Here is a 23794-nt window from a genome sequence, read left to right as displayed (position 1 = left end):
TCACTCTGCACCGCGGTAAGGAGCTCTCATGAACGCACGCTCACCGCTCTCCACACTCAAGGAACTGGCGCAGGAAACCTGCGATCAGGCAGCGCAGTCTGTAGGGCATTCCCGTCGCAGCCTGCAGGAAACGCAGCAGCGCCTGGATCAGCTCTTGAACTATCGGCACGAGTACCGTCAGCGCCTCGACGAAAGCATGGAAAAGGGCATCGAACCCGCCAACTGGCACAATTACCAGCAATTTCTGACCTCCCTTGACCAGGCCATCGCCAGTCAGCGCAAGGTGCTCAACGACCAGCAACACCAGCTCGATCGCCAGCAACAAGCGTGGCAAGGTGAGCGTCGCAAGCTCAATACTTACGATACGCTGGTGTCACGCCGCGAACAGGTCGAACAGACACGCGCCACGCGGCGTGAACAGCAGCTCTTCGATGAGATGTCGGCGCGCATGTCGCGTCAGCAGGAAAACGACCGTGGTCTTGACGTCACCTCGACGAACACCACGCATTCCAATAACCGCTTTTGACGAGGCATGCCCATGGATATTGCCCTGCTCACCAACCTTCAAGGCGGTAATCAAGCCTCCGCGACCAACCTCGGCAACGCGGGCGAGACGCGTGGTGGCAAGAATGCCGACGACAGCGCCTCACCGTTCGCGAGTCTCTTGGGCAAGGCCCGTGGCGGCTCGGATGCCAAAAGCGATGCCGGCACCCAGTTGCTGTCCAAGGACACCGCAAGCCAGGACGGTAGCAGTAGCGATCTCGTCGCAGCGCTCAACGAGCTGATGCAAAAAAGCGATGACGCCAAGCTGCTCAGCGACTGGCTCGAAAACGGTGATGCAAGCCAGCTCGAGGCTCTCACTCAACGCCTGGGAGAAATACAGCAAGCGTTGGGTGGCGATGATGCGAACTTCGCCGATGACGCTATGGCGGCACTACTCGCCGCACAGCTGCCGGCGAACACGGCGGGCACTGGCACCGCGCAAGCTCAAGGCAGTGCTGGCATGCTTGCCAGCCAAGGTGGCGATCTTTCTCTCAACGACATCCAGCAGCGCATGCTGCTCATTCAGCAATCCGCCAGCGGCATGCAGGACAGTGCGGGCGATACCCTCTCGCGCCAGGACCTCATGGCCCGGCTAACCAACGCCGCCACGAATACAGGTAAGGGCCAAGACACTCAGTCCCTCGCCCAACTGATGCAGAATGCACAGAGCGCATCGGGCCAAGCCTCGTCACAAGGCAACGGCCAGGTCTCCCCGACGGCAGCCTTCAGTGCCACTATGGTTCAGCAGGTTCAGGCCGTCGCCGATGCACAACGTGGCGACACACTGACCGCCCAGCAGGGACTGGATCGACAAGGCAGTGACTCATCGCTGTTCACCAATCTGGGCCACAACGCCACCTCAGGTAATGCCACGGCCAGTGCCGCCGCCAATGCCAGTGCTGCAGCCAGCGCCGCCGGCGCATCCGCCACCGCAACACTCACGCCCCAGGTCGGCATGGCCGAATGGGGACAGTCGCTCGGTCAGCAGGTAGTGCGCATGGCACAGCGCGGTGACCAACAGGTCGAATTGCGGTTGCACCCCGCCGAGCTAGGTCCATTGAGCGTCTCGCTCAAGATGGGCGATCAGCAGCAGGCCAACCTGCAATTCTTCTCCGCTCACGGTGCCGTGCGTCACGCCCTGGAAGCAGCGATCCCTCAATTGCGTGAAGCCCTCGCCGATAGCGGCATCGCCCTGGGCGAGACCTCCGTCGGTGAGCAAGACCAGTTCCAGCAGCAATCCGGTGAGCAGCAAGGGCAACCCGGCTCTCGAGGTGACGCCCAAGGCGGGCTGTTCGCTGCCGGTGACGCCACCGCCGAGATGCCGAGTCTGACCGAAACGTCTCTACACTACGTCACATCTTCTGGCATTAACCTTTATGCCTGAGCCTAGCTGCCGATAACGCTATTAGAGGCGTCTGTCAGCGGGCGCTTCGACAAAGCCCGAAGTGGCGTGCGTGAAGCTTCCTATTCGAGCAATCGAATAGCGCTTCCTATCGCCATACTCGGCCCACTCATCTACGCCGAAGCGAATGACATAAACGATGGCCAAAACCAACAAGCGCGGCAAATCTCTGTGGCTAATAGGACTCCTGATTGTCCTGTTCTCGGTCGGCAGCTCCATTGGCGTCTACCTGCTCATGGACTCGCGCCAGGAGGCATCGGCCAACGAGGAGCCGAGCGAGCCGGAGGAGGCGCCAGCGCCGATTTTCGTCAAGATCGAACCTTTCACGGTCAACTTGCAGCATGACGAATACAGCGACCGCCTGCTCTATGTCGGGCTCTCCTTGAAGGTGGGTGACGACAAGACGAAAGAGGTCCTCAAGCAATACATGCCGGAGGTACGCAGTCGCTTGCTGATGCTACTTTCCAGCCAAGAGGCCGAGGCTCTCGTCAAGCCCGAGGGCAAGCAACGCCTTGCCAATCAGATTCTGACGCTGTTCGACGAACCGTTGGCCGAGCCGCAGCCGCCCCTGGACGTCACCGGCGTGCTATTTTCCGAATTCATTGTGCAATAAGACGACATGTCCCAAGACGATCTGCTCTCGCAGGAAGAGATCGACGCGCTCCTAAAGGGCGTGAGCGGTGACGAGGATGGCGCGAAGGAAGAAGATGCTTCGCGCAAGGGGAAGGTGCGTCCGTTCGATCCCGCCAAGCAGCATCGCATTATACGCGAGCGGCTCCATGCGCTGGACATCATCAACGAACGCTTCGCCCGACAGTTCCGCGTGGCGCTTTTCAACCTGATGCGGCGTAGCGCCGATATCACAGTGGAAAGCGTTCGCTATCAAAGCTATAGCGAGTTCTCGCGCAACCTTCCGGTGCCCACCAACCTCAACCTGATCACCATGAAACCATTGCGTGGCTCGGCGCTGGTGGTATTTCCGCCCAGCCTGGTCTTCATGGTGGTCGACAATTTGTTCGGCGGCGACGGACGCTTCCTCACCAAATCCGAGGGACGTGAGTTCACGCGCACTGAACAGCGCATCATCCACCGCATGCTCAAGATGGCGTTGGATGGCTACAGCGAATCGTGGAAATCGGTTTATCCCCTGGATATCGAATACACACGTTCGGAACTGCAGGTGAAGTTCGCCAACATCACCAACTCGCCCAACGAGATCGTCGTCAACAGCACCTTCCACGTCGAGGTCGGCAATCTCTCCAGCGAGTTCAACATCTGCATTCCCTACTCGATGATCGAGCCGATCCGCGACACGCTTGCCAGCCCTCTGCACGACACGCATCCCGACGAGGAGCAGCAGTGGGAGGCGCGTATGGCCCACGAGATTCGCCACTCGGACGTGGAGCTGACCGCTAATTTCGTCGACATTCCCTTGCGTCTGCGGGATATCACTCAGCTGTCGGTGGGCGACATCATCCCCATCGAACTGCCCGAGGAAGTGAATGTCAGCGTCGACGGTATTCCCGTGATGACGTGCGATTACGGCAGCCAAAAATCCCAACGCGCACTGCGCGTTCGGCACCTCATCGAACACGGCTCGAGCCAAGTTGCAGCGAAGGATCCGAAAGATGACTGATTCCAAGAACCCCGATCAGAAAGGCACCGAGGACGAGTGGGCCGACGCCATGGCAGAGCAAGATGCGTCCAAGGACACCGATGAAAGCACCGCCGATTCCATGGCGGAGCAAGATGTGTCCAAGGACACCGATGAAAGCGCCGCCGACGCGGAAGAAGACCTGTGGGCAGCGGCAATGGCCGAGCAGGAGTCGACCGAGGCAGAAGAAAGCGCTGAAGACACGTCGGGCGAAAGCGCGTCACGAGCGCAAAACGCCGATCATGAAGTGTTCAAGCAGCTCGACGAGGGGGCATCCGGCACGACTCCGCGCGACCTCGAACTGATCATGGATATCCCGGTCAAGCTCAGCGTAGAGCTGGGACGCACGCGCATCACCATCAAGCAGTTGCTCGAGCTCGCCCAAGGCTCGGTGATCGAACTGGATGGCCTGGCCGGCGAACCCATGGACATTCTCATCAACGGCTATCTGATCGCGCAGGGGGAAGTCGTGGTCGTGGATGACAAGTACGGCATCCGCATCACCGAAATCATCACCCCCTCGGAACGCGTCAAAAAGCTGAACAAATGAGTGTCGCCGACAGCGCACGCGAAGCGGCCGTCTCGCTCGACGGCGGCGGCGACGCCGCAATGGGGATGGCCTGGATAGGTAAGACCACCCTCTCGTTGGCGTTGATCGTCGCCATCATACTGCTGTGTGCCTGGCTGCTGCGCCGACTGACACCGGGACGCCTGCGCGCGTCCCAGCACGTCAAGGTGGTGTCCAATACCGCTATCGGCCAACGCGAGCGCGTCACCGTCGTCGAGATCGACGGGCGCTGGCTGGTACTCGGCGTCGGCGGCAACCAAGTCACATTGCTCAAGGATATGCCGGCCGCCGAGGCGAGTGACACGCCGGAACCGGCGTCCCCGGCACCGCTTAGCGGCAGCTTCGCCCAGCGCTTTCGCCAGGCGCTAGCGCAGAATATCGGACGCAAATCTCCAGACTCACCCTCCTCGCGATCTCAGGATGCCGCTACTGCGGACAAGGAATCCGATCGATGAACCTCGCTGCCATGCTCAATCGGATAGACGTCGCCGTCATGCTACGTCGTGGCCTGGCATTGCTGTTGCTGGCGTGGCCAACGCTGGGCTGGGGGCAGGAAATCCCGGGGCTTGTCACCGAGCCCACGGGAGACGGCGGTCAGCAATGGTCGTTGAGCCTGCAGACACTACTGTTTCTCAGTTCGCTGGCCTTCCTGCCGGCGCTGCTGCTCGGCATGACGTGCTTTACCCGCATCATCATCGTGTTGAGCCTGCTGCGCACCGCCATCGGCACCCAGTCGACGCCGCCCAACCAGGTATTGTTGGGCTTGGCGTTGTTCATGACATTTTTCATCATGTCACCGGTGCTGGATCGCGTGCATGAGCAGGCGTGGGTGCCTTTCTCCGAGGACCAGATCAGCCTCGAACAAGCCATGGAGCAAGGCAGCCAACCGTTTCGCGAGTTCATGTTCGCCCAGACCCGGGAAACAGACCTTGCGCTCTTCGCACGCATGGCCGATGCCGGTGAAATGCAGGGTCCCGAGGATGTCCCGATGAGCCTGCTGGTACCAGCCTTCATGACCAGCGAGCTCAAGACTGCATTTCAGATCGGTTTCAGTATCTTCATTCCGTTTCTGATCATCGACTTGGTGGTCGCCAGTGTGCTGATGGCACTCGGTATGATGATGGTGCCACCGGCGACGATTTCCCTGCCCTTCAAGCTCATGCTATTCGTGCTCGTCGACGGCTGGAATTTGCTCATCGGTTCGCTGGCCGAAAGCTTCTATATGTAGGCAGATATACGGCATGAGCGTACACCGACGACGCCCCTGCCACCGAGATTAAGGAGACGCTGCCATGACACCCGAAATGGTCATGGGGCTGGCGTATCAGGGCATGAAAGTGACGCTGATGCTCGCCGCCCCTCTACTCATTACGGCCTTGCTGATCGGTCTGCTGGTCAGCTTGTTTCAAGCGGCTACGCAGATCAACGAGATGACGTTGACCTTCATCCCCAAGATCCTGGGCGTTTTCGCCGCCTTGATCGTGGCAGGCCCGTGGCTGATTCAAACCATTGTCGACTTTACCCGCGAGTTGTTTCAGAACCTACCCACGATGGTCAGCTAGACATCCATGATTCAGGTAACGTTCGACCAATTGCATGGATGGCTGACGCTGTTCTTTTGGCCGTTCGTGCGTATCCTGGCGTTCCTCGCGGCGACGCCGATATGGAACCAGCACGGCGTACCGCGCCAGGTGTCGATCATACTGGGGGCACTACTGGCGGTCGTCATCGCACCGACGCTACCGCCCATGCCCGACACGCCGATCTTTTCGGTGTCGTCGCTCGGCATTCTCATGCAGGAAATGCTGATCGGGATCGCCATGGGGATGGTTCTACGCGTGACCATCGCGGTGGTACAGGCCGCCGGCGAATTCATCGGTCTGCAAATGGGTCTGGCTTTTGCCACCTTCTTCACACCGGGCGTAGGCAACAGCATGGTGCTGTCGCGCATCTTCCAGATGATCACCCTGCTCATGTTCCTGGCGCTCAACGGGCATTTGATGACGCTGGAGATACTCGCCAACTCATTCCAGACCCTGCCGATCGGCGGCCCCAGAGTGGATGGTAGCGCCGGCGAGCTCATCGCCTACTGGGGGGGTGAAATTTTCAAATCCGGCGTGCTTCTGGCATTGCCCTTGATCGTCTCGCTACTGATCATCAACCTGACACTTGGCGTGCTCAACCGCGCCTCGCCGCAATTGTCGATCTTCTCGATAGGTTTCCCCATGACCCTGACCACCGGCCTCGTCCTGCTAATGACGCTAATGCCGGACCTGCTACGCTTTCTGGAGATCGTCTTCAGCGACAGTCTGCACATGATGCAGGAAGTGGTGCAGCGTCTAGCGGGTGGCTAGGCTGTGTATCCGACTGAACGTAAAACGCCACGTCCGCAAGGACGTGGCGTTTTGCTACCGCACGGTCTATGACGTTCGAGCGATGCCCTAGTTGAGATACTGGAACAAGGACATCTGCTGAATATCGGCGAACGATTTCTGTGACGCCTGCAGCCCTACCTGGCTAAGCATATAATCGGAAATCGCCGAATTGTAATCCAGGTCGACCAGATCGGAGCGCGTCTGCTCGTAGGCAATCTCGCGGTTGCCGCCGACGTCGTCCAGGGCGTCCAGCTCGTTCATGCGCGCGCCGACCGAGGCCCGCGTGGTCAGCACGTTATCCAGCGAGGCATCCAGCTTGCGGTTCGCGGTGGACAGGGTGTTGTCCAGTGCCGCCTGATCGGCGTCAGTCTCGACGGGCTGACGCAGGGCATTGATGGTATCGCCGATGGTCTTGAATAGGCTGGCCTGCTGCTCATTCATATCGCCACCCTGCGTGACACTCAGCGAATCGCCGTCCGCCGGCTCGCCCTCCATCGTCAACGCCATGCCACCGAATTCAATGGTCTCACCGTCAGTGTACTCAGCCGTTACTGAGTCACCGGTGTTGGTATTGGTAGCGGTATATTCAAGATCACCAGCGCCATTTTCAGCGAACTCGATTTCGTAGGCATCACCGTAACCGGCGGCAGTGGCATCACGAACATCCGGGCCCGAGAAGGTCATACTCCCCGTATTGCCTTCACCGGCTTCAGCGATATATTCGCTGCCCGACGAGAATTTCATGAACACATCAGAGCCTGTATCGCTGGTGTTCATCGAGCGTTCGGAATCGATCTTCTGCTGCTTGACGCCCTGATCGCCTTCGTAACTGATGGTATCGACGTTGTCGCCGGCATCGGTGCGCGAGAAGGCCTTGGCGTTGTCCTGATAACCGCTGAACAGGTAGGTGCCATTACCATCGGTTGTATTGCCTAGTCCGACCAGCGTTTCATAAGTCCCCTCGAGATCGGAGGCCAGCGACTCGCGGTCGGCGTCGCTCAAGGTACCGTTACCGGCCTGCACGACCATTGACTTGGCCGAACCGATGGCATCGCTGACGCTATTAAGGACGCTTTCCTCTTGGCTAAGAGAGTTACGCGCACTCGTTCGACTGCTTTCCTGCTGCTCATTAACGGCCAAAGACTGCGACACCCCCACCGCCCGCGAAGCGGCGCGCGGGTCGTCGGAAGGATTCACCACACTTTTCCCAGAGGCGATCTGCTGACCGACCTGCGTGAAATCGGCTTGCTGACGGTTCATCGCCGAAACGCCTTGCTCGTACATCGTCACGGTGCTGATACGCATTTTGCTTACCTCGTCACCACGCTGTGTTCACCCAGCGTCGTATTGTCTTCGGAAACGAAACCCAACATCACTGCGCCGCTCGATCAGCGGCATCAACGCAACTGCAGAACCGAATCGAGCACCTGTGAACCCACGTCGATGACCCGTGCATTGGCTTGGTAATACTGCTGATAACGGACCAGGTTGGCGTACTCTTCATCCAGGTTCACGCCCGACTCGGACTGCTGATACTCACGCAGCTGCTCGGTGAGCCCCGATTGCGCGTCCAAATTGACCTGCGTGATGTTGGTGGTGTTACCCACGTCATTGACCAGGGAGGCGTAGGCATCGCTGACCGACGATGTGCCGCCGACGATCTTTTCGCTCTGCAAGTCGAGTAGCGCCAGGGCGTTTTCATTGTTGCCGCTACCGCCCTCACTACTCGCGGCGGCGATCTCCGAGCCTTCGCTGATCGCCACTTCGAAGTCCTGCGCGGCGGTGCGCGTGGGCTGCAGCATAAAGGTGTCGCCTTCTTGAGCAGTACCGGAGATATTCAATGTCATGCCATCGAGCTGAACATTACCGCTACCATCCGGCGTCAAGGTTGTCGTATCACCGTCCGATAGCTTCTCGGCTTGATACTCTCCCCCCGAATAGCTAATCCGGTAATCGCTCGAGGTCAGTTGGTTGACGTCATCATATTCAGCGGTGATCCCGCCGTTACCGTCATTCTCGCTATTGCTCATCACACGCGGCGAACCGACGTTGAAGAAGGCCTCGCCATCGTCACCGTTGAGATCGACGCCATCCTCATGCACGGCGTTGAATTCCGAACCCAGCACCGCTGTCATGCGGCCGAGCTGGTTCTGAACGCTGTCCAGCGTTTCGCTGCGGAACGACAGCAAGCCACCCAGTTCGCCATTCTCGAAGGCGCTATCATCGATCTGATTGACGTTGCCCGCCGCATCGCGATAACCGATCACCGTGCGCGACGGGTCTTCGCTGGAAGACACCGCTTCGAGGTCATAGCTCCTGGTGCCCGAGACCAGCGGCTGGCCATTTTCCAGATTGATGTTGTAGTTATCACCATCCTGGACGTTCAGGTCCGCGCCCACCAGTTCATTAAGATCGGAAACCAGCTTGTCGCGCTTGTCGAGCAACGTGTTGGGCTCTTCGCCGGACTTGGCGCGCGCCTGGGTGATCTGGTCATTGAGCGAAGCGATCTGCGTGGCGGTGTTGTTGATGTCAGTCACTGTCCCTTCGAGCTGACCATTGAGGCTGCTACGCATGTCCCCCAGGTAAGAATCGAACGAACGAAACTGTGCCGCCATGGACGAAGCCGACCCCAACACACCTTCGCGAGCTGCGGGATCGGATGCCGCGCCGGAGAGGTCGTCCAGGCTGGAGAAGAAGTCTTGCATCAGGGGCGCAAGCCCCGCATCGCTATCAGCCAGCAGGTTATCGATCTGCGAGACCTGGCTCTGATAGCTTTCCAGAGCGCTTGTCTGGCTATTGGCGTCGTTGTACTGCTCGGTGACGTAGCTATTGAACTGGCGCTGCACTTCGTCGACCGAAACCCCGGTGCCCGTCGAACCATTGCTGTAACTTTCCCCGAGGATCGGCAACTGGCGATTATAGCCCTCGGTGTAGACATTGCTCAGGTTATTGCTGGTCGTCGACAACGCTGTCTGGGCCGCACTAAGGCCACTCAGGCCGATCGAGAAAATGCTCATGACACGTTTTCCTGGCTAGGGGTACCGGACGCTATCGCGGGAGGCCGGCACGACGAATAGTGATTACTTGTTGTATCGGCAAGACAGCGCACGACTTGAGGAAAAATCCATGCGGGCGCTCAGAAAATGCCCGTGGGCATGCGCGACACACCATAGGGGTCGGTATTGTCAGCCTCCCCGAGCGTGCCAGAACGCTCGGCGGCACTGGCCAGCGCAGGGCCGCTCTCGAGACCATCATCGATCTGCGCCATGACGTCGATCACCTTATCGGCGTAGTTCGGGTCAGTAGCATAGCCGCCGGACTGCAGGGCTCGCGCCGCGTTCTCCGGTGTCGATGCGGTGACCACGCCAGCGTAACGCGGGTTGTTACCGATCAATTGGGCGTAATCTTTGAACGCGGCCTCGAAGGAGTCGTAAACGCGGAATTCATCGCTTTGCTGACGGGCACGCCCATCGACATATTCCGTGGTCATGATGCTCGTGGCGTCACCGTCCCAGCCGTCACTGGCCTTGATACCGAAGAGGTTATGACTATTGCCACCATCGCGGGTAGGGATCTCGCGCTCACCCCAGCCGGTTTCCAAAGCCGCTTGCGCCAGGATCAAGGACGCAGGCACTCCGCTATCCTCAGCAGCCGCTTCGGCAGGCTCACGCAAGCGCGACAGGAATTCTTCGACATGCGGCGCCGCACGTGTATCGCCCGTATCGGCCTCCGCCACCGATGACCGTGCCTCGCGGTTCTCCTCCACGTCCGACATCGCCGACCGTGCAGATGAGGCGTCGGATGCCTGCGTCCCAGCGTTATCCTTGGGTACGACCGGATCGCTCAATACCCGTGGTGTACCACGCGGGATGCCGGCAATCAGGTCGCTGCGTGTCACGTCGTCATCGCGGCCGACGATGCCCCTGCCCTGCAATTGTTCGACCAGCATGTCCGAGAGCCCAATATTCCCCGAGAGCTTTTGTGCCCATTGCTTGTCGAGCATCGAAGTATAGGTATCGGTCTCATTGCTGCTGAGCAGATCGGACTGCGGAATCGCATCGCGCATGCTCTTGAGCATCATCTGCAGGAACATGGCCTCGAACTGATCCGCCGCCTGGGAAAGCCCCTTCTCGGGTGAATTGCTGGCCGTGTGCTTGAGCCGCGACAATGACTGCACATCGAGGGCGAACTGATTGCTGAGTCCATCGACACTCATCAGATGATCTCCAGTTCCGCGTTGAGCGCGCCCGCGGACTTCAGCGCCTGCAGAATCGACATCAAATCCTGGGGTGAAGCGCCCAGCGCGTTGAGGGCATTGACGACATCCATGAGCTCGGCGCTGGTATTGACCATTTGCAGCGCCCCGCCTTCTTGTTGGATGGAAATATCCGCATCCGGTACCACCACGGTATCGCCCTCGCTCAGAGGATTGGGCTGACTGACCTGCGGCGTGGAATCGATGGTCACCGAGAGGTTGCCGTGCGCCACCGCCGCGCGGTCCAGTGTCACTTCGCGATTGAGGACCACCGAGCCGGTACGCGAATTGACGATGACCTTGGCCGGGCCTTCGTTGGGCGTGACATCCAGGTTCTGGATACGCGCCATGAAATTGACGCGCGAATTACTGTCGCTGGGTGATTTCAAGCGGATCAGGCGGCCGTCCATCGCCGCCGCCACGGGGGTGCCGAAGTCCTGGTTGATGGCCTCGACCACGCGCTGCGCCGTGGTGAAGTCAGACTCATTGAGGTAAAGATCCAGCGTGCCGTCACCGCGCCCCAAGCGCAGGGCTACTTCCTGCTCGACCGTGGCCCCACCGGGGATCCGTCCGGCCGCCGTGTGGTTGACCTGAACACTGTTGCCGGCCTGCTGGGCGCCCACGCCGCCAACCAGCAAATTGCCCTGTGCCATCGCGTAGACGTTGCCATCCACCCCCCGCAGCGGCGTCATCAGCAGCGTGCCGCCACGCAGGCTGTCGGCATTACCCATCGAGGAAACGGTAATATCCATTTCCTGGCCCTGCCGCGCGAAGGGAGGCAACTGCGCCGTCACCATGACCGCAGCCACGTTACGCAGCTGCATGTTGGTGCCTTCGGGAATGCTCACGCCCAACTGCGACAGCATGTTGATCAACGTCTGGCCCGTGAACGGCGTCTGCGTCGTCTGGTCGCCGGTACCACCCAGCCCCACGACCAGACCATAGCCCACCAACTGGTTCTCGCGGACCCCGGCAAAGCTCGCCAGGTCGCGAATGCGCTCGGCCTGCGCGGGAGCGGCGCAGACTCCACACAATAACAGCACGCCCATCCAACGCAGCATACTTCTCATGGCGTATCTCATCCTCATCAGAAAGGCGCAATATTCAGCCAGAGACGCTGGAGCCAACCCATGTGCTGCGCCTCATTGATGTAGCCATCACCCACGTATTCGATGCGCGCGTCGGCCACCTGCCCGGAGGGAACGGTATTCTGCGTCGTCACCGAGCGAGGGTCGACAACCCCAGAGAAGCGAATGTACTCGGTGCCCTGATTGATGGCGATACGCTTTTCCCCACGGATACTGAGATTACCGTTAGGCAGAATATCCACCACCGTCGCCGTCAGGGTGCCGGTGAACGTATTGCTGGCACTCGCGCCGCCAGTGCCCTCGAAGTCGTTTTCGCCCGAGACATCCATACCGTAATCTTCGAGGAAGCTCATCAGGTCGGGAATCGTCTCCAGATCCAACCCCATGCTGCCCTCGCGGTTGGCATTGGCCGAAGAATCCTTGCTGGCGCTGACATCTTCGTTGATCGTGATCGTGATGATGTCGCCAATCTGACGCGGGCGCCGATCCTGGAAGAGCGGTTGATACCCGTAGCGCGCCTGATAGATCGCCCCGTTGGGCTGTGACATTGGCGATTCGGGATAGGTCACCGGGCCGGTATCGGGCACCACCGACTCATGCGGCAACTGCGCACAGCCGCTCATGATCAACAGCACGAGCAGGCATAGCACGCGCACCGACAGGCCCAACCCACTGCGTCCAGACATCAGTGCGCCCATGCTCTTCCCTCTTTCCACGTCCATTCCGGTCACGACGCGACTCCTCACAGCTGCGTCAGGCGCGACAGCATCTGATCGGAGGTTTCCACCGCCTTGCTGTTGATTTCATAGGCACGCTGGGTCTCGATCATACTGACCATCTCCTCCACCACATTGACGTTGGAGGTTTCGACGTAGCCTTGATACAACCGGCCCGCGCCTTCCATGCCGGGAATCAAGTCATTACGCGGCCCGGAAGCATCGGTTGCCTGATAAAGGTTCTCGCCCATGCTCTGCAGGCCGGCGGGGTTGATGAACTTGGACACCATGAGCTGGCCCACTTCCTGCGACGCGGTATCGCCGGGCTGGGTCACGGAAACCACGCCATCCTGGGAAACCGACACCGACAGCGCATTCTCGGGAATCACGATGGGCGGATCGAGCGGATAACCGCCGGCGGTGACCATCTGGCCGGTCTCATCGATCTGGAAACTGCCATCACGGGTATACGAAGTGCCACCATCGGGCATCTGTACCGCGAAGAAACCGTCGCCATTGATGGCCAGGTCCTTGGAATTATCGGTGTTCTGCAAACCACCCTGGGTATGCAGACGCTCGGTGGCGACCGGACGCACCCCGGTACCAACCTGCAAGCCGGAAGGCAGCGTATCCACCGCCGAAGCCTGCGCACCGGGCTGACGCACGTTCTGGTAGAGCAGATCCTCGAACACCGGCCGCGAGCGCTTGAAGCCATTGGTCGAAACGTTGGCGAGGTTGTTGGAAATGACATCGAGCTTGACTTGTTGGGATTCAAGCCCCGTTTTGGCCGTCGACAGCGATCTAATCATGACTCTTACCTGTTAGAGGGCACCGCGGGGCGATGCCGGAAATTCGTTGGCGCGGTTAGGCTTGAATCGACAACAAGCTATTGGCGCGCTGCGCGTTCTGGTCGGCGCTCTCGATCACCTTCATCTGCATATCGTAGCGGCGTGCGCCGTCGATCATGGAGACCATGGCGTCCGTGGCGCTGACGTTACTGCCTTCCAGCACCCCGGACCGCAGGCGCGCCTCCTCGTTTTGAGGTTGCGGTGCCGCTATTTCGGCATCCTCACCCGGCGGCATGCGAAACCAGCCATCGTCGCCACGCGTCAACGCCTGCTGGTCCGGTGTAACCAGCTTCAAACGCCCCACCTGCGCGATTTCATCGGGGTTGGCACCAGCCTGGATGACACTGATGGAGCCGTCCGAGCCAATCGAGAAGTCCGCATCTGGCGGTACCATTACCGGCGCATTGTTGTCGCCCATGACCGGCTCGCCCTTGACGGTCAACATGCCATCCGCATTGACCTGCAAGTCGCCACGCTTCGTATAGGCCTCGCCACCTTGCGGGTCCTGAATGGCAAGGAAGGCATCTTCCTGCATGGCGACATCCAGGCGCCGCCCCGTCGCATTCATATTACCCGGTGAAAAATCCGTACCCGGCGTCGTCGCCGCCACCGTGGAACGTGTCGCCAGGCGGCCATCGCCTTCTACCGGTACCGCGCGCATCGCATCGAGCTCAGCGCGAAACCCCGGTGTCGAGACGTTGGAAAGATTGTGACTGACCACCGCCTGCTGATTCATCGACTGACTGGCGCCGCTACCGGCGGTATAGATAATCCGATCCATGCTGATCGTCCTGCTCGACTCACAACGAATGAAGCCGGCCGAAACGGCCGGCCGGCTTAGGCGTTAACGCAAGTTGGTAACCGTTTCCAGAATATCGGACTGAGTCTGGATGGCGTTGTTGTTGGCCTGGAAGTTGCGCTGGGCGATGATCATGTCGACCAGCTCTTGGGTCAGGTCCACGTTGGAGGCTTCCACCGTGCCCGATTCCAGACTCCCGATCTGGCCAGCACCAGCCTGCCCCAGCAGCGCTGCGCCGGACTCTTCAGTCGCCGTCCACAGGTTGTCGCCTTCCGGTGTCAGCCCTTCGGGGTTGCGGAAGGTGGCCATGCCGATGGTGCCGACTTCGCCACTGTTGCCATTGGAATAGTTGGCCATGATCTCACCGTTTTCGGTGATATCCACGCCCACGAAGGTGCCGGAAGCATTACCGTCCTGAGCGAAGTCCCTCAATTCGAAATCTTCGCCATACTGGGTAGTTCCCGCCAAATCGACCTCGAAATCGAAGGGATTAGCCGAACCGTTTCCTAAATCCCCAAAATCGAAGTTGAAAGCCGTCGCGTCACCATCTGGGATTTGCCCATTGGTATTAAAATTTATCGTTTCCCCAGTACCAGCAGCCATCTCACCATCGAGCGCAGCTCGTACGTTCCATGTATTGGTCCCGGTCTTGGAGTAATAAAGACTCATATCGTGTGCGACACCCAAGGAGTCGTACACGGTGCCAGCGTTGGTGACGTAGGAATAAGAGTCGCTGTCATCTTGATCAAAGGGGACCGTAGCACGATCAATTTCATCTGCTTCAGCGTTCAAGTTGAACTGAGTGTCGGCTCCAGCTGTCTCTTGGGCCCCCTGGCTAAATTCGGTAATCTGAAGCGGTTCGCCTTGCTGGTCGGTCAGGCGCGCGCCCTGGGCATTCTCGAAATAGCCATCGGCGCTCATGGTCAACTGGCCGTTACGCGAATAGCCCATTTGCTCGTTCTGAGAAAACTGGAAGAAGCCCTCACCGGCGATGGCCAGGTCGAGACTACGCCCCGTCGTTTCCAGACTGCCGGTACCAAAGTTCTGCACAGTGTCCGCAACACGCGTGCCCAACCCCTGGCTATTGGCGTAGATATCCGCGAACTGTGTCGAAGAGCTCTTGAAACCGACGGTCTGCGAGTTGGAGATATTATTGCCGATGGTGTCCAACTGCGAGGAGGCCGCGTTGACCCCGCTCAATGATTGTGAAAAGCCCATTTTCCCTTCCCGCGTTATATAAGTCGTAGAAACATCAAAGAGTAAGTCGTGATCAAAGAATCTGGCGCACGTCTTCGAGGGCGACGCTATCGGATGTCCCCAAATCGAGGGTCGGCCCGCTCTCGCCCGAGGTCACGCCCTGTACCATGGCGTAATTTAGCGGCGTGACGGAAACCTCTTCGCCGCCGACCTTGGCCGTCATCTCGACGTTATAGGCCCCCTCGGCCACGGCATTGCCATCCATGCCCGTGCCCGGCCAATCGAAGGCCTGCACCCCCGCCGGCACGTTCTCCTCGACACTCTGATGGACGACCTGACCGGAACCATTGGTGATGGTGATCTCGAGCTCGTCGGCGCCCGTTTCCAGCTCGGCCCCCAGCGGCGTGGCCACGGTACTGCCATCTTCGCCTTCACCCACGCGCACGGTACTGCCCGGCACCATCACGCCCTGGCCGATCAACGATGAGGCTTGCAACGTCTTGCCGGCATCGATCTGATTGTTGATCTCGCCCAGCGAGTCGTTGAGCTCCTGAATGCCACTGACGGTGTTGATCTGTGCCAGCTGAGCCGTCATGTCCGAGTTGTCCATCGGCTTCGTCGGATCTTGGTTCTGCATCTGGGTGATCAACAACGTCATGAAGCGGTCGTTGAGATCCTCCGAGGACTCTGCACCCGTGGTGCGAGTCTCGTTCGCAGAATTGGCATTGGGCGTACCATTGATTGTGGCAAGCGTATTGCTGCCGATAACCGAGCTAGCCATATTTCTCTCCGTTAACCTTGTCCGATGGTGAGCGTCTGACTCATCAGTGACTTACTGGTGTTCATGACCTCGACGTTGGCCTGGTAGGAACGCGATGCCGCGATCATGTCGACCATTTCATCGACCGGATTGACGTTGGGCATGGCCACGTAGCCCTCTTCATCCGCCAGGGGATGCTCGGGGCGGTATTCCATTCGCGGTGGCGCATCGTCCTCGACCACCTCGGTCGCGCGCACACCGCCCAGCTCGCTGCCACCCTGGGACTGCGCCTGAAACATCACATGCTTGGCGCGATACGGCTCGCCATCGGGACCGGCCACGCTATCGGCGTTGGCCATGTTGCTGGCGGTGGCATTCATGCGCTGGGACTGCGCACTCATCGCCGAGGAGGAAATATCGAAAATACTGAACATGGACATAGCTATTTACCTTTCAGGCTGCATGGCACCTTTGATGCCCTGGATTTTGCTAGTCAAAATCGTCGTATTGGCCTGATAGCGCGCCGCATTGTCGGCGAACGCAGCGCGCTCGCGATCCATATCAACGGTGTTGCCATCTAGGCTCGGCTGCTCAGGAACGCGGTACAATAAATCTTGGACACCGCCGCCGCCCGACGCCTGCGCGGGAATGTGACGCGCGGAGGTCGTGGCGAGCGACAAGCCGCCCTCCCGGCCGCTCCCACCGGATTCCATGGCGCGGTCCAGTTCCGCCGAGAAGTCGAAATCGCGCGCCTTGTAATTCGGCGTATCGGCATTGGCGATATTATTGGCCAATACCTTCTGGCGCTCGTGGCGAAGGCTAAGTGCCTCCTGGTGGTGGTCCAGGTAGCCTGAAAGCTTGTCGATCATGCCCTGTGTCCCTGTCATCGCGTTCGTTTCGCGGTTCGTTCCCCTTCGCTAGACATGGGGAAATGTGCACGATGCAGAATAGTCGCGCTGCCGTCACCGCAAACGACTAAACAGGCCGACATTTGAGCGCCATTTCCACCTTTGCCTGGCGCTGTGTCCCTCTAGAATCGGGTTACCGGCCTCGGCACTCATTCAGGCTCACTCAAGGGCTCAGGCAATGCAGCGCATCCTCAACGCAACTCGGGCATTCTGCCTCGCGCGCCTATTCAGGCTCGTGGTGGTCGGACTCGTGCTGGGCCTGCTTGCGATAGCGGCAACGCCTGCAGCGCTAGCCACGCCGGATGACGCCATCGCCCAGGCCACCCGACACTTCCTGATGAGTCAGGCCGCCTCCCTGGGAGACGATGTCGACGTCGAGCTTAAAAGCGATACCTCGCGTCTTCCCGAATGCCGCTCGCCGCAGCCATTTCTACCTCGTGAAGGCGTCCCGCAGGGACGGGTAATGGTCGGCATACGTTGCACCAACGATGAGCGGGTGCGCTATGTGCAGGCCACCGTCTCCGCCAGTGTGCGCTTTTTAGTGGCGGCCACGGCCCTTAAACGCGGTGAGCGCCTGAGCGCCGACATGCTCGACTGGGAGCGCGCCGATGTCTCGCGCCGCCCTCGCAATGCCCTTGATGACCCAAGCCAGGCCATCGACAAGGTCGTCACCCAGCGCCTCGCCCAAGGCATGGCCTTGCGCAGCGATAGGCTTCGCCAGCCCTATCTCGTTCATCGCGGTGAGCCCGTGACGCTTATCGCAGGCGGTGAGGGCTTTTCGGTTACGCGCGAAGGCGAAGCATTGAACAATGGCGGCAAAGGCGACTCGGTCCGCGCCCGCATGCCGGATGGAGACGTACTTCAAGGCCAGGTGGATGCACGCGGAAGACTCGCAGTCCGTTACTGATAGACACGTCAACAAACGCTACAATACCGGCAGCGTGGCAGTGGCTCACCTGATTCAAAAAGGTGCAGTCAGTGCCCTACAGTTTTTATCAACGTGGCCGATAAAGGGTACAAGCCCGCGCTGCAAGAGAGCCCAATTGTGAAAATTTCCAACCTACATCCGCCGACTCAGGCCGCCCAGACTGAGCAGAGTGACGCCGCCCAGCGCACACCTCGCGGTGGTGACTCCGCGCAAGCCGATGCGCCGGCCAGCACCACCACGCTGAGTCAAAGCAATGAAGCTGACACCAGCCAGGACATCGACACCGCTCGTGTCGACGAGATCCGCCAGGCTATCAGCGATGGCCAGATGGAACTCGACACCGGCAAGATCGCTGATGGCTTGATCGACAGTGTCCGCGACATGCTCGGCGACACGTCGGCCCGCTAATCTCGGTTCGAATACACGCCGGCCTAACACCGGCACAAAACCAAAGGATGGATGGGACGCCACTATGACGCTCGCCGAAACCCTGGACCGCCAACTCGACGCCATGCAGCGCTTTGTCACCTTGCTGCGCGAGGAACGGCAGTCCTTGTCCCAGGGCGAGGTCGATGGTCCCGAGCTGGAACGCCTCGCCGAGGCGAAGTCCCAGGTCGCCGCTGAACTGGAAACGCTCGACACCGAACGCCGCCGGCTCCTGCATGAACAAGGCCACGGCGAAAGCCGTCAAAGCGCCGAGCGCGCTGCCACCGAGGTACAGCGACAAGACAGCTGGCATCAGCTGCGCAGCACCGGTGAAGAAGCGCGCCAGCTCAACCGCATCAACGGCTTGCTGGCCATGAACCGCATGGAACAGAACCAGCGCATGCTCAACTTCCTGAAGGAAGCCGCAGGCAGCACGATGTACGAAGCCGACGGGCGCTCACGCCACAAGGGACTCAACCGCATCAGCTCCCGCGTATAGCGTTACGGGCAACCTCACTCTGTACCAAGCACTACTAGGCGCTGTCTGAAAAGTCGACGAGCGAAGGTCAGACAAGGCAAAAATCAGCGAAAAGGCGGAGTTTACGGGGTGTAAATGAGCATTTTGAGCTGATTTTTAACGCAGTATGGCCGAGCGCAGACAGTTTTCAGACAATGCCTAAAGTCTCCTCCCCCTCGCCGTGTGTACAGGCATGAGAAACCTCACGACTTGAACCATACTAACGGCATGCTCATCGTCTAATGGGGGCTGCCATGGACATTGTCGCCGTTGCCTTAAGCCTACTGCTAATTCGCCTCGCGCTACCCACCGACTCCACAAAGCAAACGCGCGCTCACATGCCGCCTTTGCACCGGCCGCGACATACCACGCACTACCAGCGCCGACCGCCCACGCCACCACCACGTTGTCTTCATCGCTGCAATACAACTACTTACAAAGATTAACGTAGATTATTGGCACTATTTCATCGTTAGGGTATGGCCTATATCCGAGTAGTATACGCAGTGAGATGAAGCTGCATCCCAACGGCCTCTTCTCTGCGTACAAAGCTTTGCCCCATCCGTTTGGATGGGGCTTTTTTCGTTAAAGACGTTTGGTATTAGAAATCAAGCCAGCCGTTCCAGCAGCGCCTCGCGCCTTTCCTCAGCCATGAAGGCGGCTTGCACGGCATTGCAGGTCATGTCGATGAAGTCATCTCGCGTCCAGCCGAAGGCATCGTGACAGGCAACGTAGTTATCCAGCATGCCGCCGCCGAAATAGGCGGGATCGTCGGAGTTGAGGGTAACGTTCAAACCCGCCTCGCGCAGGGCGGGCAGCGGGTGCTCGGTGAGCGTGGGCGTAACTTTGAGCTTGACGTTGGAAAGCGGGCACACCGTCAGGGGTATTTGGCGCTCACGCAGCGTCGCCACCAGGTCGGCGTCTTCCAGGCAACGCACGCCGTGGTCGACCCGGCACACATCGAGCGTCTCCAGCGCTTCGCGAATATACGTGGCAGGGCCTTCCTCCCCCGCATGCGCCACGCCGGGAATGCCCAACGCCCGCGCCCGTGCGAACACCTTGGCGAACCGCCCCGGGGGATGATCGCGCTCGGCGCTATCCAGCCCCACCGCGTCGACCACCGAATGCCAAGGCGCCGCTCGTTCGAACACCTCCAACGCCTCGGCGGGGTCACGATCGCGCAGAAAGCTCATGATCAGTGCCGAGGAAATCCCATAACGCGACTCGGCCTCGCGGCACGCCGCCAGCAACCCCTCGAACGGCGCCTCGAGCGGCACGCCGCGCACCAAATGCGCCTGCGGGTCGAACGACAGCTCGACATGCGCTACACCGTCTTCCCGCGCGCGGGCAAAATACGCCATCGCCAGGTCGAAGAAATCCGCCTGCGTATGCAGCACACCCATGCCTTGATAATACAAATTCAGAAACGACGGCAGATCCTCGAAATCGTACGCCGCGCGCACCGCCTCCACCGAATCGTATGGCAGCGTCACGTCATTGCGATCCGCCAGGGCAAACATCAGCTCCGGCTCCAGCGTGCCTTCGATATGCAGATGCAACTCCGCCTTGGGAAGTTCGCGCAGCCAAGTCGTCATCGCCGTTTCGCTCGTCGTCATCGTGTCTGTCACCTCATGCTGTCCGTTCGGTCAAGGATGCATCAAGGATTAACTGGATGCCAATGGCACCATGCGTGGCCACCGACGCCCACCATCTGACAGCGATGCACCGTTAGACCATCTGACAACAACGCTCCGCTACGTATTGGCACGACCGATTAAGTGCCCGGCGCAGGCCTATGCCGAGACTTACGCGGTCTGAGCGAATCTTTCGATGTGGTTTTTTCTTTCGCTTTCGCCTCGGCGCGATCGTGGGTAGCCTGCATGTTCCGTTACAACACCCAAGCTGCCCCGGCATAAAAAACCGAGGCGGTGCCTCGGTTTTCATGCGCGTTGCGGGTATCGTCCGTTCTCGTTCAGCACGGGTCCATCGGTAAGCACACGCTCTCACGCGTACCGCGCTGGGCCGCGCGCTCCGACTCTCTTGCTTCCTTTCCAGTGGCGGTGCGACGTAGCACTTGGCCATCACCTTCGACTTGGCCTTTGATGATGTGTGCATGCGCGATCTTATCCGTGACCCGGGTGATCTCGACGTCCGCCGTCCAGTTCTCGCGCGGGCCCAGGCTTTCGCCGTGATAAGGATCGGTGTAACGCTTGCCGATATCGAACACGCCGAAGCGCTGCCCGGCCTTGACGATGGCGCCGCCCTGGTTGAGCACGATTTCATCGCCATTGCTTTCCACGACTCGCAGCGGGTAGATCACGTTCAACGCGCGGAAGGTCAGCTCGCTCCCCAAGGCATCGAACACCTGCTGCGTGAAATCCCCCGAACTCGACGCGATTCCCAGATCATCCAGCGAGACATTCAGCGTCTCGCTCCACATGACTTGGCCCGTCGCCGGCACGACGACCCGCGCTTCCAACGTCGCGGCGCCGGTGGCTTCTTGGGAGCGCTCGCCGGAAACCGGGTTGGTCACTGTTTTGAGTGCCATGTCCATTCCCGTCAGGCGGCTCGTGACCAGATAGTCTGCGCCCAGGTTGCGCCCCAACATGGCTTTTTGCTCAAGCGGGACTTGCCCCGAGGCCACGAAACGCTGCTCGGCTTCGATGGCATCGCGCATGTCACGATCCAGCACGGAGAAGCGCCGCGAGCCGACAAACGCCCGCACCAGAGACTGCGTCAGTCGCCGCGAAGCATCTCCCGGCGCCAGGCGCTCACCGGTCAGACGCAACCGGTCAGCGTCGATCTCCACCGGGTAAACGGCCAAGCGCTGGCGATTGGACTGCGCCGCCGTGCCGGGCGCACGGTAGACCGGCACCTTCACACGAAGATGCGCCATTTGCCCGCCACCCATGGCCGGCGACACGCCCAGCACCTCATAGCCGCTGATCAGCCCCTGGCTTTCAACGCGGGTGCCGCTGTCGTAGCGCGACGACTGCTCGACGGTGGTCGAATGCCCCTGCTCGTCACGCACCGAGGTACGCTGCATGGAGCGACGAATCTCGCGGCTGGCGTCGACTTTAGCGCCATGCACCTGACGCACGGCCTCGCCCAAGGCATTGAAAATCGCCTCGTCACGCGTGGCCCCCGTTGATTTCGCCTCGACCTGGCGTATCTCGACGCCGCCCCACGCCGGCGCGGCCAGCATCGCCCACGCCAGCGCGCCAGCGACGATCAGCAGCCACACGCGCCATGCGCTTCCCTGTGCGTACGTCATTACCATTCCCCGAACGAGCCAGTGGAACGCGAACTCTCGGGCGTCGTCGTACTATCTTCCGAAGACGCGCCAGACGTGGACGCCGCGCCATCGCTACCCGGGTTATTACGCGCTTCCATGCGCGCCTCGGCACTCGCTGCCGTGCCCGGCGACCAGTATTTGACGTAACCCAGATACGGATGCCCGGTCTGCGGATCGGGAGTGCTCCATTGGCCGATGGTCTGCACGCCCTTCAGGTTGGCCTGCGATTCCGAACGCATGACATTGCGCACCATGCGGCCGATGCCTTCTTGGGTCAGAATGCGCGACGTGCCATCGCCACGTGTTTCCCGCACCTGCTCGCGCAGCTTGCGCTTGCTGCTTTCCTTCTGGCCCTGCACCGTCATCGTAGCGAACTGCGCCAGCCAGCCATCCGCCATCAGCTTGGCGCTCTGGCGCGCTGCCTCCATCTCGGCGTTAATCTCGTACTCTTCCATGGTGCCGCGCACCAGCGCCGGCGCACTCATGCCGAACGACATCAACCCAAAGCGCCCATCCTTGACCACCGGTTGAACACCGAACAGCCCCAGCATCGGCGTGCCGGCATCAAGCATGGGGCGCAAATCCTCCATCACCGAGGCCACCGGCAACGCCTGGGCAGGGGCCCCGCCGCCATTACGCAGCTGGCGACCCAACTCGCTGAAGCGCGGCGACTGCACTACGACGATGCTTACCGAACCGTTGTTCACCGGGCCATCGCCCCCGGTTTCTTCCACCAACCCGAAAACGCCAACGCCCGAGAGCTGGCCCATCGCCTGCCAAGTCGTACTGGTCACGAACTCGTCATACAGCAGTTGCTTTCGCTCGGCGATATTGAGCTGCGGTAGCTGACTGGGGTCGCCACCCAGCTCCTCGATGGCCTTGTTGAGGGCCTGCACCGAGCTCTCGGCCAGGCGACTCGCCACGGCCTCGCCCAAGGCGTCCAAGCCAGTGGTGTCTTTGACTTCCTCGGGCAGGCCATCTTTCATGAAGCGGTCTGCCATGGTCTTGCCGACGTTCACGGCATCCTGCGAGACCAGCTCCCCCATCGCCTTGAGGAAGGCTTCTTCGGTAGCGATCAAGCGCGCCTGGCTGAATTCGATCGTCGATGGGTCCGCCGCGATGCTCTCCGTCGCCACGACCAGATTGCCACCACTCGGATTGCCGGCATGCGGCCCTTGCTGCCAGCCCCGCTGCTCGAGAAAGCGCTGGATCAGCTCGTTGCTGTTCGACACTTCTTCCACCGCCATGAACGGCGATGGCGACTCTTCCTGGGAAGTGGTAGCGGAAGAACCTGAGGTGGAAGAATCTGCGGTCGAGGGTGTCGCGGTGGACGCAGACGCCTCCTGCGATGACGCCTCGGGCGCGCCTGCCGAGCCGGACGTCGTATCAGAACCGGCATCATCCGACTGCGCGAACGCGCTCATCGGCGCCAGCGCCAAACAGGCCAAGCCAACGGCGGCGACCAGCGGCTTGTACGATCCTTTATACGGTGACGTAGACGACAACATGCTCATG

General features: G+C 60.1%; 26 protein-coding genes. 12 read left to right on the top strand and 14 right to left on the bottom strand.

What is annotated here, in order from left to right; translation table 11 throughout:
* Positions 1–28 precede the first annotated feature (28 nt).
* The 9 genes from fliJ to fliR all read left to right on the top strand — a co-directional run bounded on the left by fliJ (position 29) and on the right by fliR (position 6521).
* Complete coding sequence (gene fliJ / locus LUN51_RS06530) at positions 29–526, top strand: flagellar export protein FliJ (RefSeq protein ID WP_277810611.1); 498 nt, start codon at positions 29–31, stop codon at positions 524–526.
* A 12-nt stretch (positions 527–538) separates the two neighbouring features.
* Positions 539–1927: a flagellar hook-length control protein FliK gene (locus LUN51_RS06525; protein WP_277810610.1), complete on the top strand. Its 1389-nt coding sequence runs from the start codon at positions 539–541 to the stop codon at positions 1925–1927.
* Positions 1928–2084: 157 nt separating this feature from the next.
* Positions 2085–2558: a flagellar basal body-associated protein FliL gene (gene fliL / locus LUN51_RS06520; RefSeq protein ID WP_277810609.1), complete on the top strand. Its 474-nt coding sequence runs from the start codon at positions 2085–2087 to the stop codon at positions 2556–2558.
* A 6-nt stretch (positions 2559–2564) separates the two neighbouring features.
* Positions 2565–3581 (top strand): flagellar motor switch protein FliM, encoded by a 1017-nt coding sequence (gene fliM / locus LUN51_RS06515; RefSeq protein WP_097023613.1) that lies wholly within the window; start codon positions 2565–2567, stop codon positions 3579–3581.
* Complete coding sequence (gene fliN / locus LUN51_RS06510) at positions 3574–4149, top strand: flagellar motor switch protein FliN (protein WP_277810608.1); 576 nt, start codon at positions 3574–3576, stop codon at positions 4147–4149. Before fliM ends, fliN begins: the two co-directional genes overlap by 8 nt.
* Positions 4146–4622 carry a flagellar biosynthetic protein FliO gene (fliO, locus tag LUN51_RS06505; protein WP_277810607.1) on the top strand — a complete coding sequence of 159 codons (477 nt, stop codon included), beginning with the start codon at positions 4146–4148 and terminating at the stop codon, positions 4620–4622. The genes fliN and fliO overlap by 4 nt, the downstream gene beginning before the upstream one ends.
* Positions 4623–4660: 38 nt before the next feature.
* Positions 4661–5395, top strand: a complete 735-nt coding sequence (gene fliP, locus LUN51_RS06500) for a flagellar type III secretion system pore protein FliP (protein ID WP_245846457.1) — start codon at positions 4661–4663, stop codon at positions 5393–5395.
* A gap of 64 nt (positions 5396–5459) precedes the next feature.
* On the top strand, positions 5460–5729 hold the full coding sequence (fliQ, locus tag LUN51_RS06495) for a flagellar biosynthesis protein FliQ (RefSeq protein WP_097023610.1): 270 nt from the start codon (positions 5460–5462) through the stop codon (positions 5727–5729).
* A gap of 6 nt (positions 5730–5735) precedes the next feature.
* On the top strand, positions 5736–6521 hold the full coding sequence (gene fliR / locus LUN51_RS06490; protein WP_277810606.1) for a flagellar biosynthetic protein FliR: 786 nt from the start codon (positions 5736–5738) through the stop codon (positions 6519–6521).
* 87 nt (positions 6522–6608) lie between these two features.
* Here the strand turns inward: fliR and flgL are convergent, their stop codons facing one another.
* The 11 genes from flgL to flgB form a co-directional block, all read right to left on the bottom strand.
* Positions 6609–7847, bottom strand: a complete 1239-nt coding sequence (gene flgL, locus LUN51_RS06485) for a flagellar hook-associated protein FlgL (protein ID WP_277810605.1) — start codon at positions 7845–7847, stop codon at positions 6609–6611.
* A gap of 92 nt (positions 7848–7939) precedes the next feature.
* A complete protein-coding gene (gene flgK, locus LUN51_RS06480; RefSeq protein WP_277810604.1) occupies positions 7940–9559 on the bottom strand; it encodes a flagellar hook-associated protein FlgK in 1620 nt (539 codons plus the stop codon).
* Positions 9560–9678: 119 nt separating this feature from the next.
* Positions 9679–10758: a flagellar assembly peptidoglycan hydrolase FlgJ gene (gene flgJ / locus LUN51_RS06475; RefSeq protein ID WP_277810603.1), complete on the bottom strand. Its 1080-nt coding sequence runs from the start codon at positions 10756–10758 to the stop codon at positions 9679–9681.
* Positions 10758–11867 carry a flagellar basal body P-ring protein FlgI gene (locus LUN51_RS06470; protein WP_277810602.1) on the bottom strand — a complete coding sequence of 370 codons (1110 nt, stop codon included), beginning with the start codon at positions 11865–11867 and terminating at the stop codon, positions 10758–10760. The genes flgJ and LUN51_RS06470 overlap by 1 nt, the downstream gene beginning before the upstream one ends.
* Positions 11868–11884: 17 nt before the next feature.
* Positions 11885–12571: a flagellar basal body L-ring protein FlgH gene (locus LUN51_RS06465; RefSeq protein ID WP_277810773.1), complete on the bottom strand. Its 687-nt coding sequence runs from the start codon at positions 12569–12571 to the stop codon at positions 11885–11887.
* A 56-nt stretch (positions 12572–12627) separates the two neighbouring features.
* Positions 12628–13410 (bottom strand): flagellar basal-body rod protein FlgG, encoded by a 783-nt coding sequence (gene flgG / locus LUN51_RS06460; RefSeq protein ID WP_277810601.1) that lies wholly within the window; start codon positions 13408–13410, stop codon positions 12628–12630.
* Between the two features lie 55 nt (positions 13411–13465).
* Positions 13466–14230, bottom strand: a complete 765-nt coding sequence (locus LUN51_RS06455) for a flagellar basal body rod protein FlgF (protein ID WP_277810600.1) — start codon at positions 14228–14230, stop codon at positions 13466–13468.
* A 63-nt stretch (positions 14231–14293) separates the two neighbouring features.
* The gene (locus LUN51_RS06450; protein WP_277810599.1) at positions 14294–15466 is read right to left on the bottom strand and encodes a flagellar hook protein FlgE; all 1173 of its coding nucleotides are present in this window, start codon (positions 15464–15466) and stop codon (positions 14294–14296) included.
* Positions 15467–15518: 52 nt separating this feature from the next.
* Entirely contained in the window at positions 15519–16226 is a 708-nt protein-coding gene (locus LUN51_RS06445) for a flagellar hook assembly protein FlgD (protein ID WP_277810598.1), read from the bottom strand.
* 11 nt (positions 16227–16237) lie between these two features.
* On the bottom strand, positions 16238–16645 hold the full coding sequence (gene flgC, locus LUN51_RS06440) for a flagellar basal body rod protein FlgC (RefSeq protein ID WP_277810597.1): 408 nt from the start codon (positions 16643–16645) through the stop codon (positions 16238–16240).
* 6 nt (positions 16646–16651) lie between these two features.
* On the bottom strand, positions 16652–17074 hold the full coding sequence (gene flgB, locus LUN51_RS06435; protein WP_075369200.1) for a flagellar basal body rod protein FlgB: 423 nt from the start codon (positions 17072–17074) through the stop codon (positions 16652–16654).
* A gap of 217 nt (positions 17075–17291) precedes the next feature.
* Here flgB and flgA point away from each other — a divergent pair, with 217 nt between their 5' ends.
* The 3 genes from flgA (at position 17292) to LUN51_RS06420 (ending at position 18966) form a co-directional block, all read left to right on the top strand.
* Positions 17292–18020 (top strand): flagellar basal body P-ring formation chaperone FlgA, encoded by a 729-nt coding sequence (gene flgA, locus LUN51_RS06430; RefSeq protein ID WP_277810596.1) that lies wholly within the window; start codon positions 17292–17294, stop codon positions 18018–18020.
* A 138-nt stretch (positions 18021–18158) separates the two neighbouring features.
* Complete coding sequence (flgM, locus tag LUN51_RS06425) at positions 18159–18449, top strand: flagellar biosynthesis anti-sigma factor FlgM (RefSeq protein WP_277810595.1); 291 nt, start codon at positions 18159–18161, stop codon at positions 18447–18449.
* Positions 18450–18513: 64 nt separating this feature from the next.
* Positions 18514–18966: a flagella synthesis protein FlgN gene (locus LUN51_RS06420; protein ID WP_277810594.1), complete on the top strand. Its 453-nt coding sequence runs from the start codon at positions 18514–18516 to the stop codon at positions 18964–18966.
* A gap of 626 nt (positions 18967–19592) precedes the next feature.
* Here the strand turns inward: LUN51_RS06420 and LUN51_RS06415 are convergent.
* The 3 genes from LUN51_RS06415 to LUN51_RS06405 all read right to left on the bottom strand — a co-directional run bounded on the left by LUN51_RS06415 (position 19593) and on the right by LUN51_RS06405 (position 23793).
* Complete coding sequence (locus LUN51_RS06415) at positions 19593–20600, bottom strand: adenosine deaminase (RefSeq protein ID WP_431355565.1); 1008 nt, start codon at positions 20598–20600, stop codon at positions 19593–19595.
* 356 nt (positions 20601–20956) lie between these two features.
* Entirely contained in the window at positions 20957–22258 is a 1302-nt protein-coding gene (locus LUN51_RS06410) for a CsgG/HfaB family protein (protein WP_277810593.1), read from the bottom strand.
* Positions 22258–23793 carry a DUF6844 domain-containing protein gene (locus tag LUN51_RS06405; RefSeq protein ID WP_277810592.1) on the bottom strand — a complete coding sequence of 512 codons (1536 nt, stop codon included), beginning with the start codon at positions 23791–23793 and terminating at the stop codon, positions 22258–22260. Before LUN51_RS06405 ends, LUN51_RS06410 begins: the two co-directional genes overlap by 1 nt.
* Between the last annotated feature and the right edge of the window lies 1 nt (position 23794).

The sequence above is a fragment of the Chromohalobacter canadensis genome (assembly GCF_029544075.1).
Classification (GTDB): Bacteria; Pseudomonadota; Gammaproteobacteria; order Pseudomonadales; family Halomonadaceae; genus Chromohalobacter; species Chromohalobacter canadensis_A.
The sequence above is the reverse complement of the archived record's forward strand: the minus strand, read 5'-3'. Positions and strand labels throughout refer to the sequence as shown.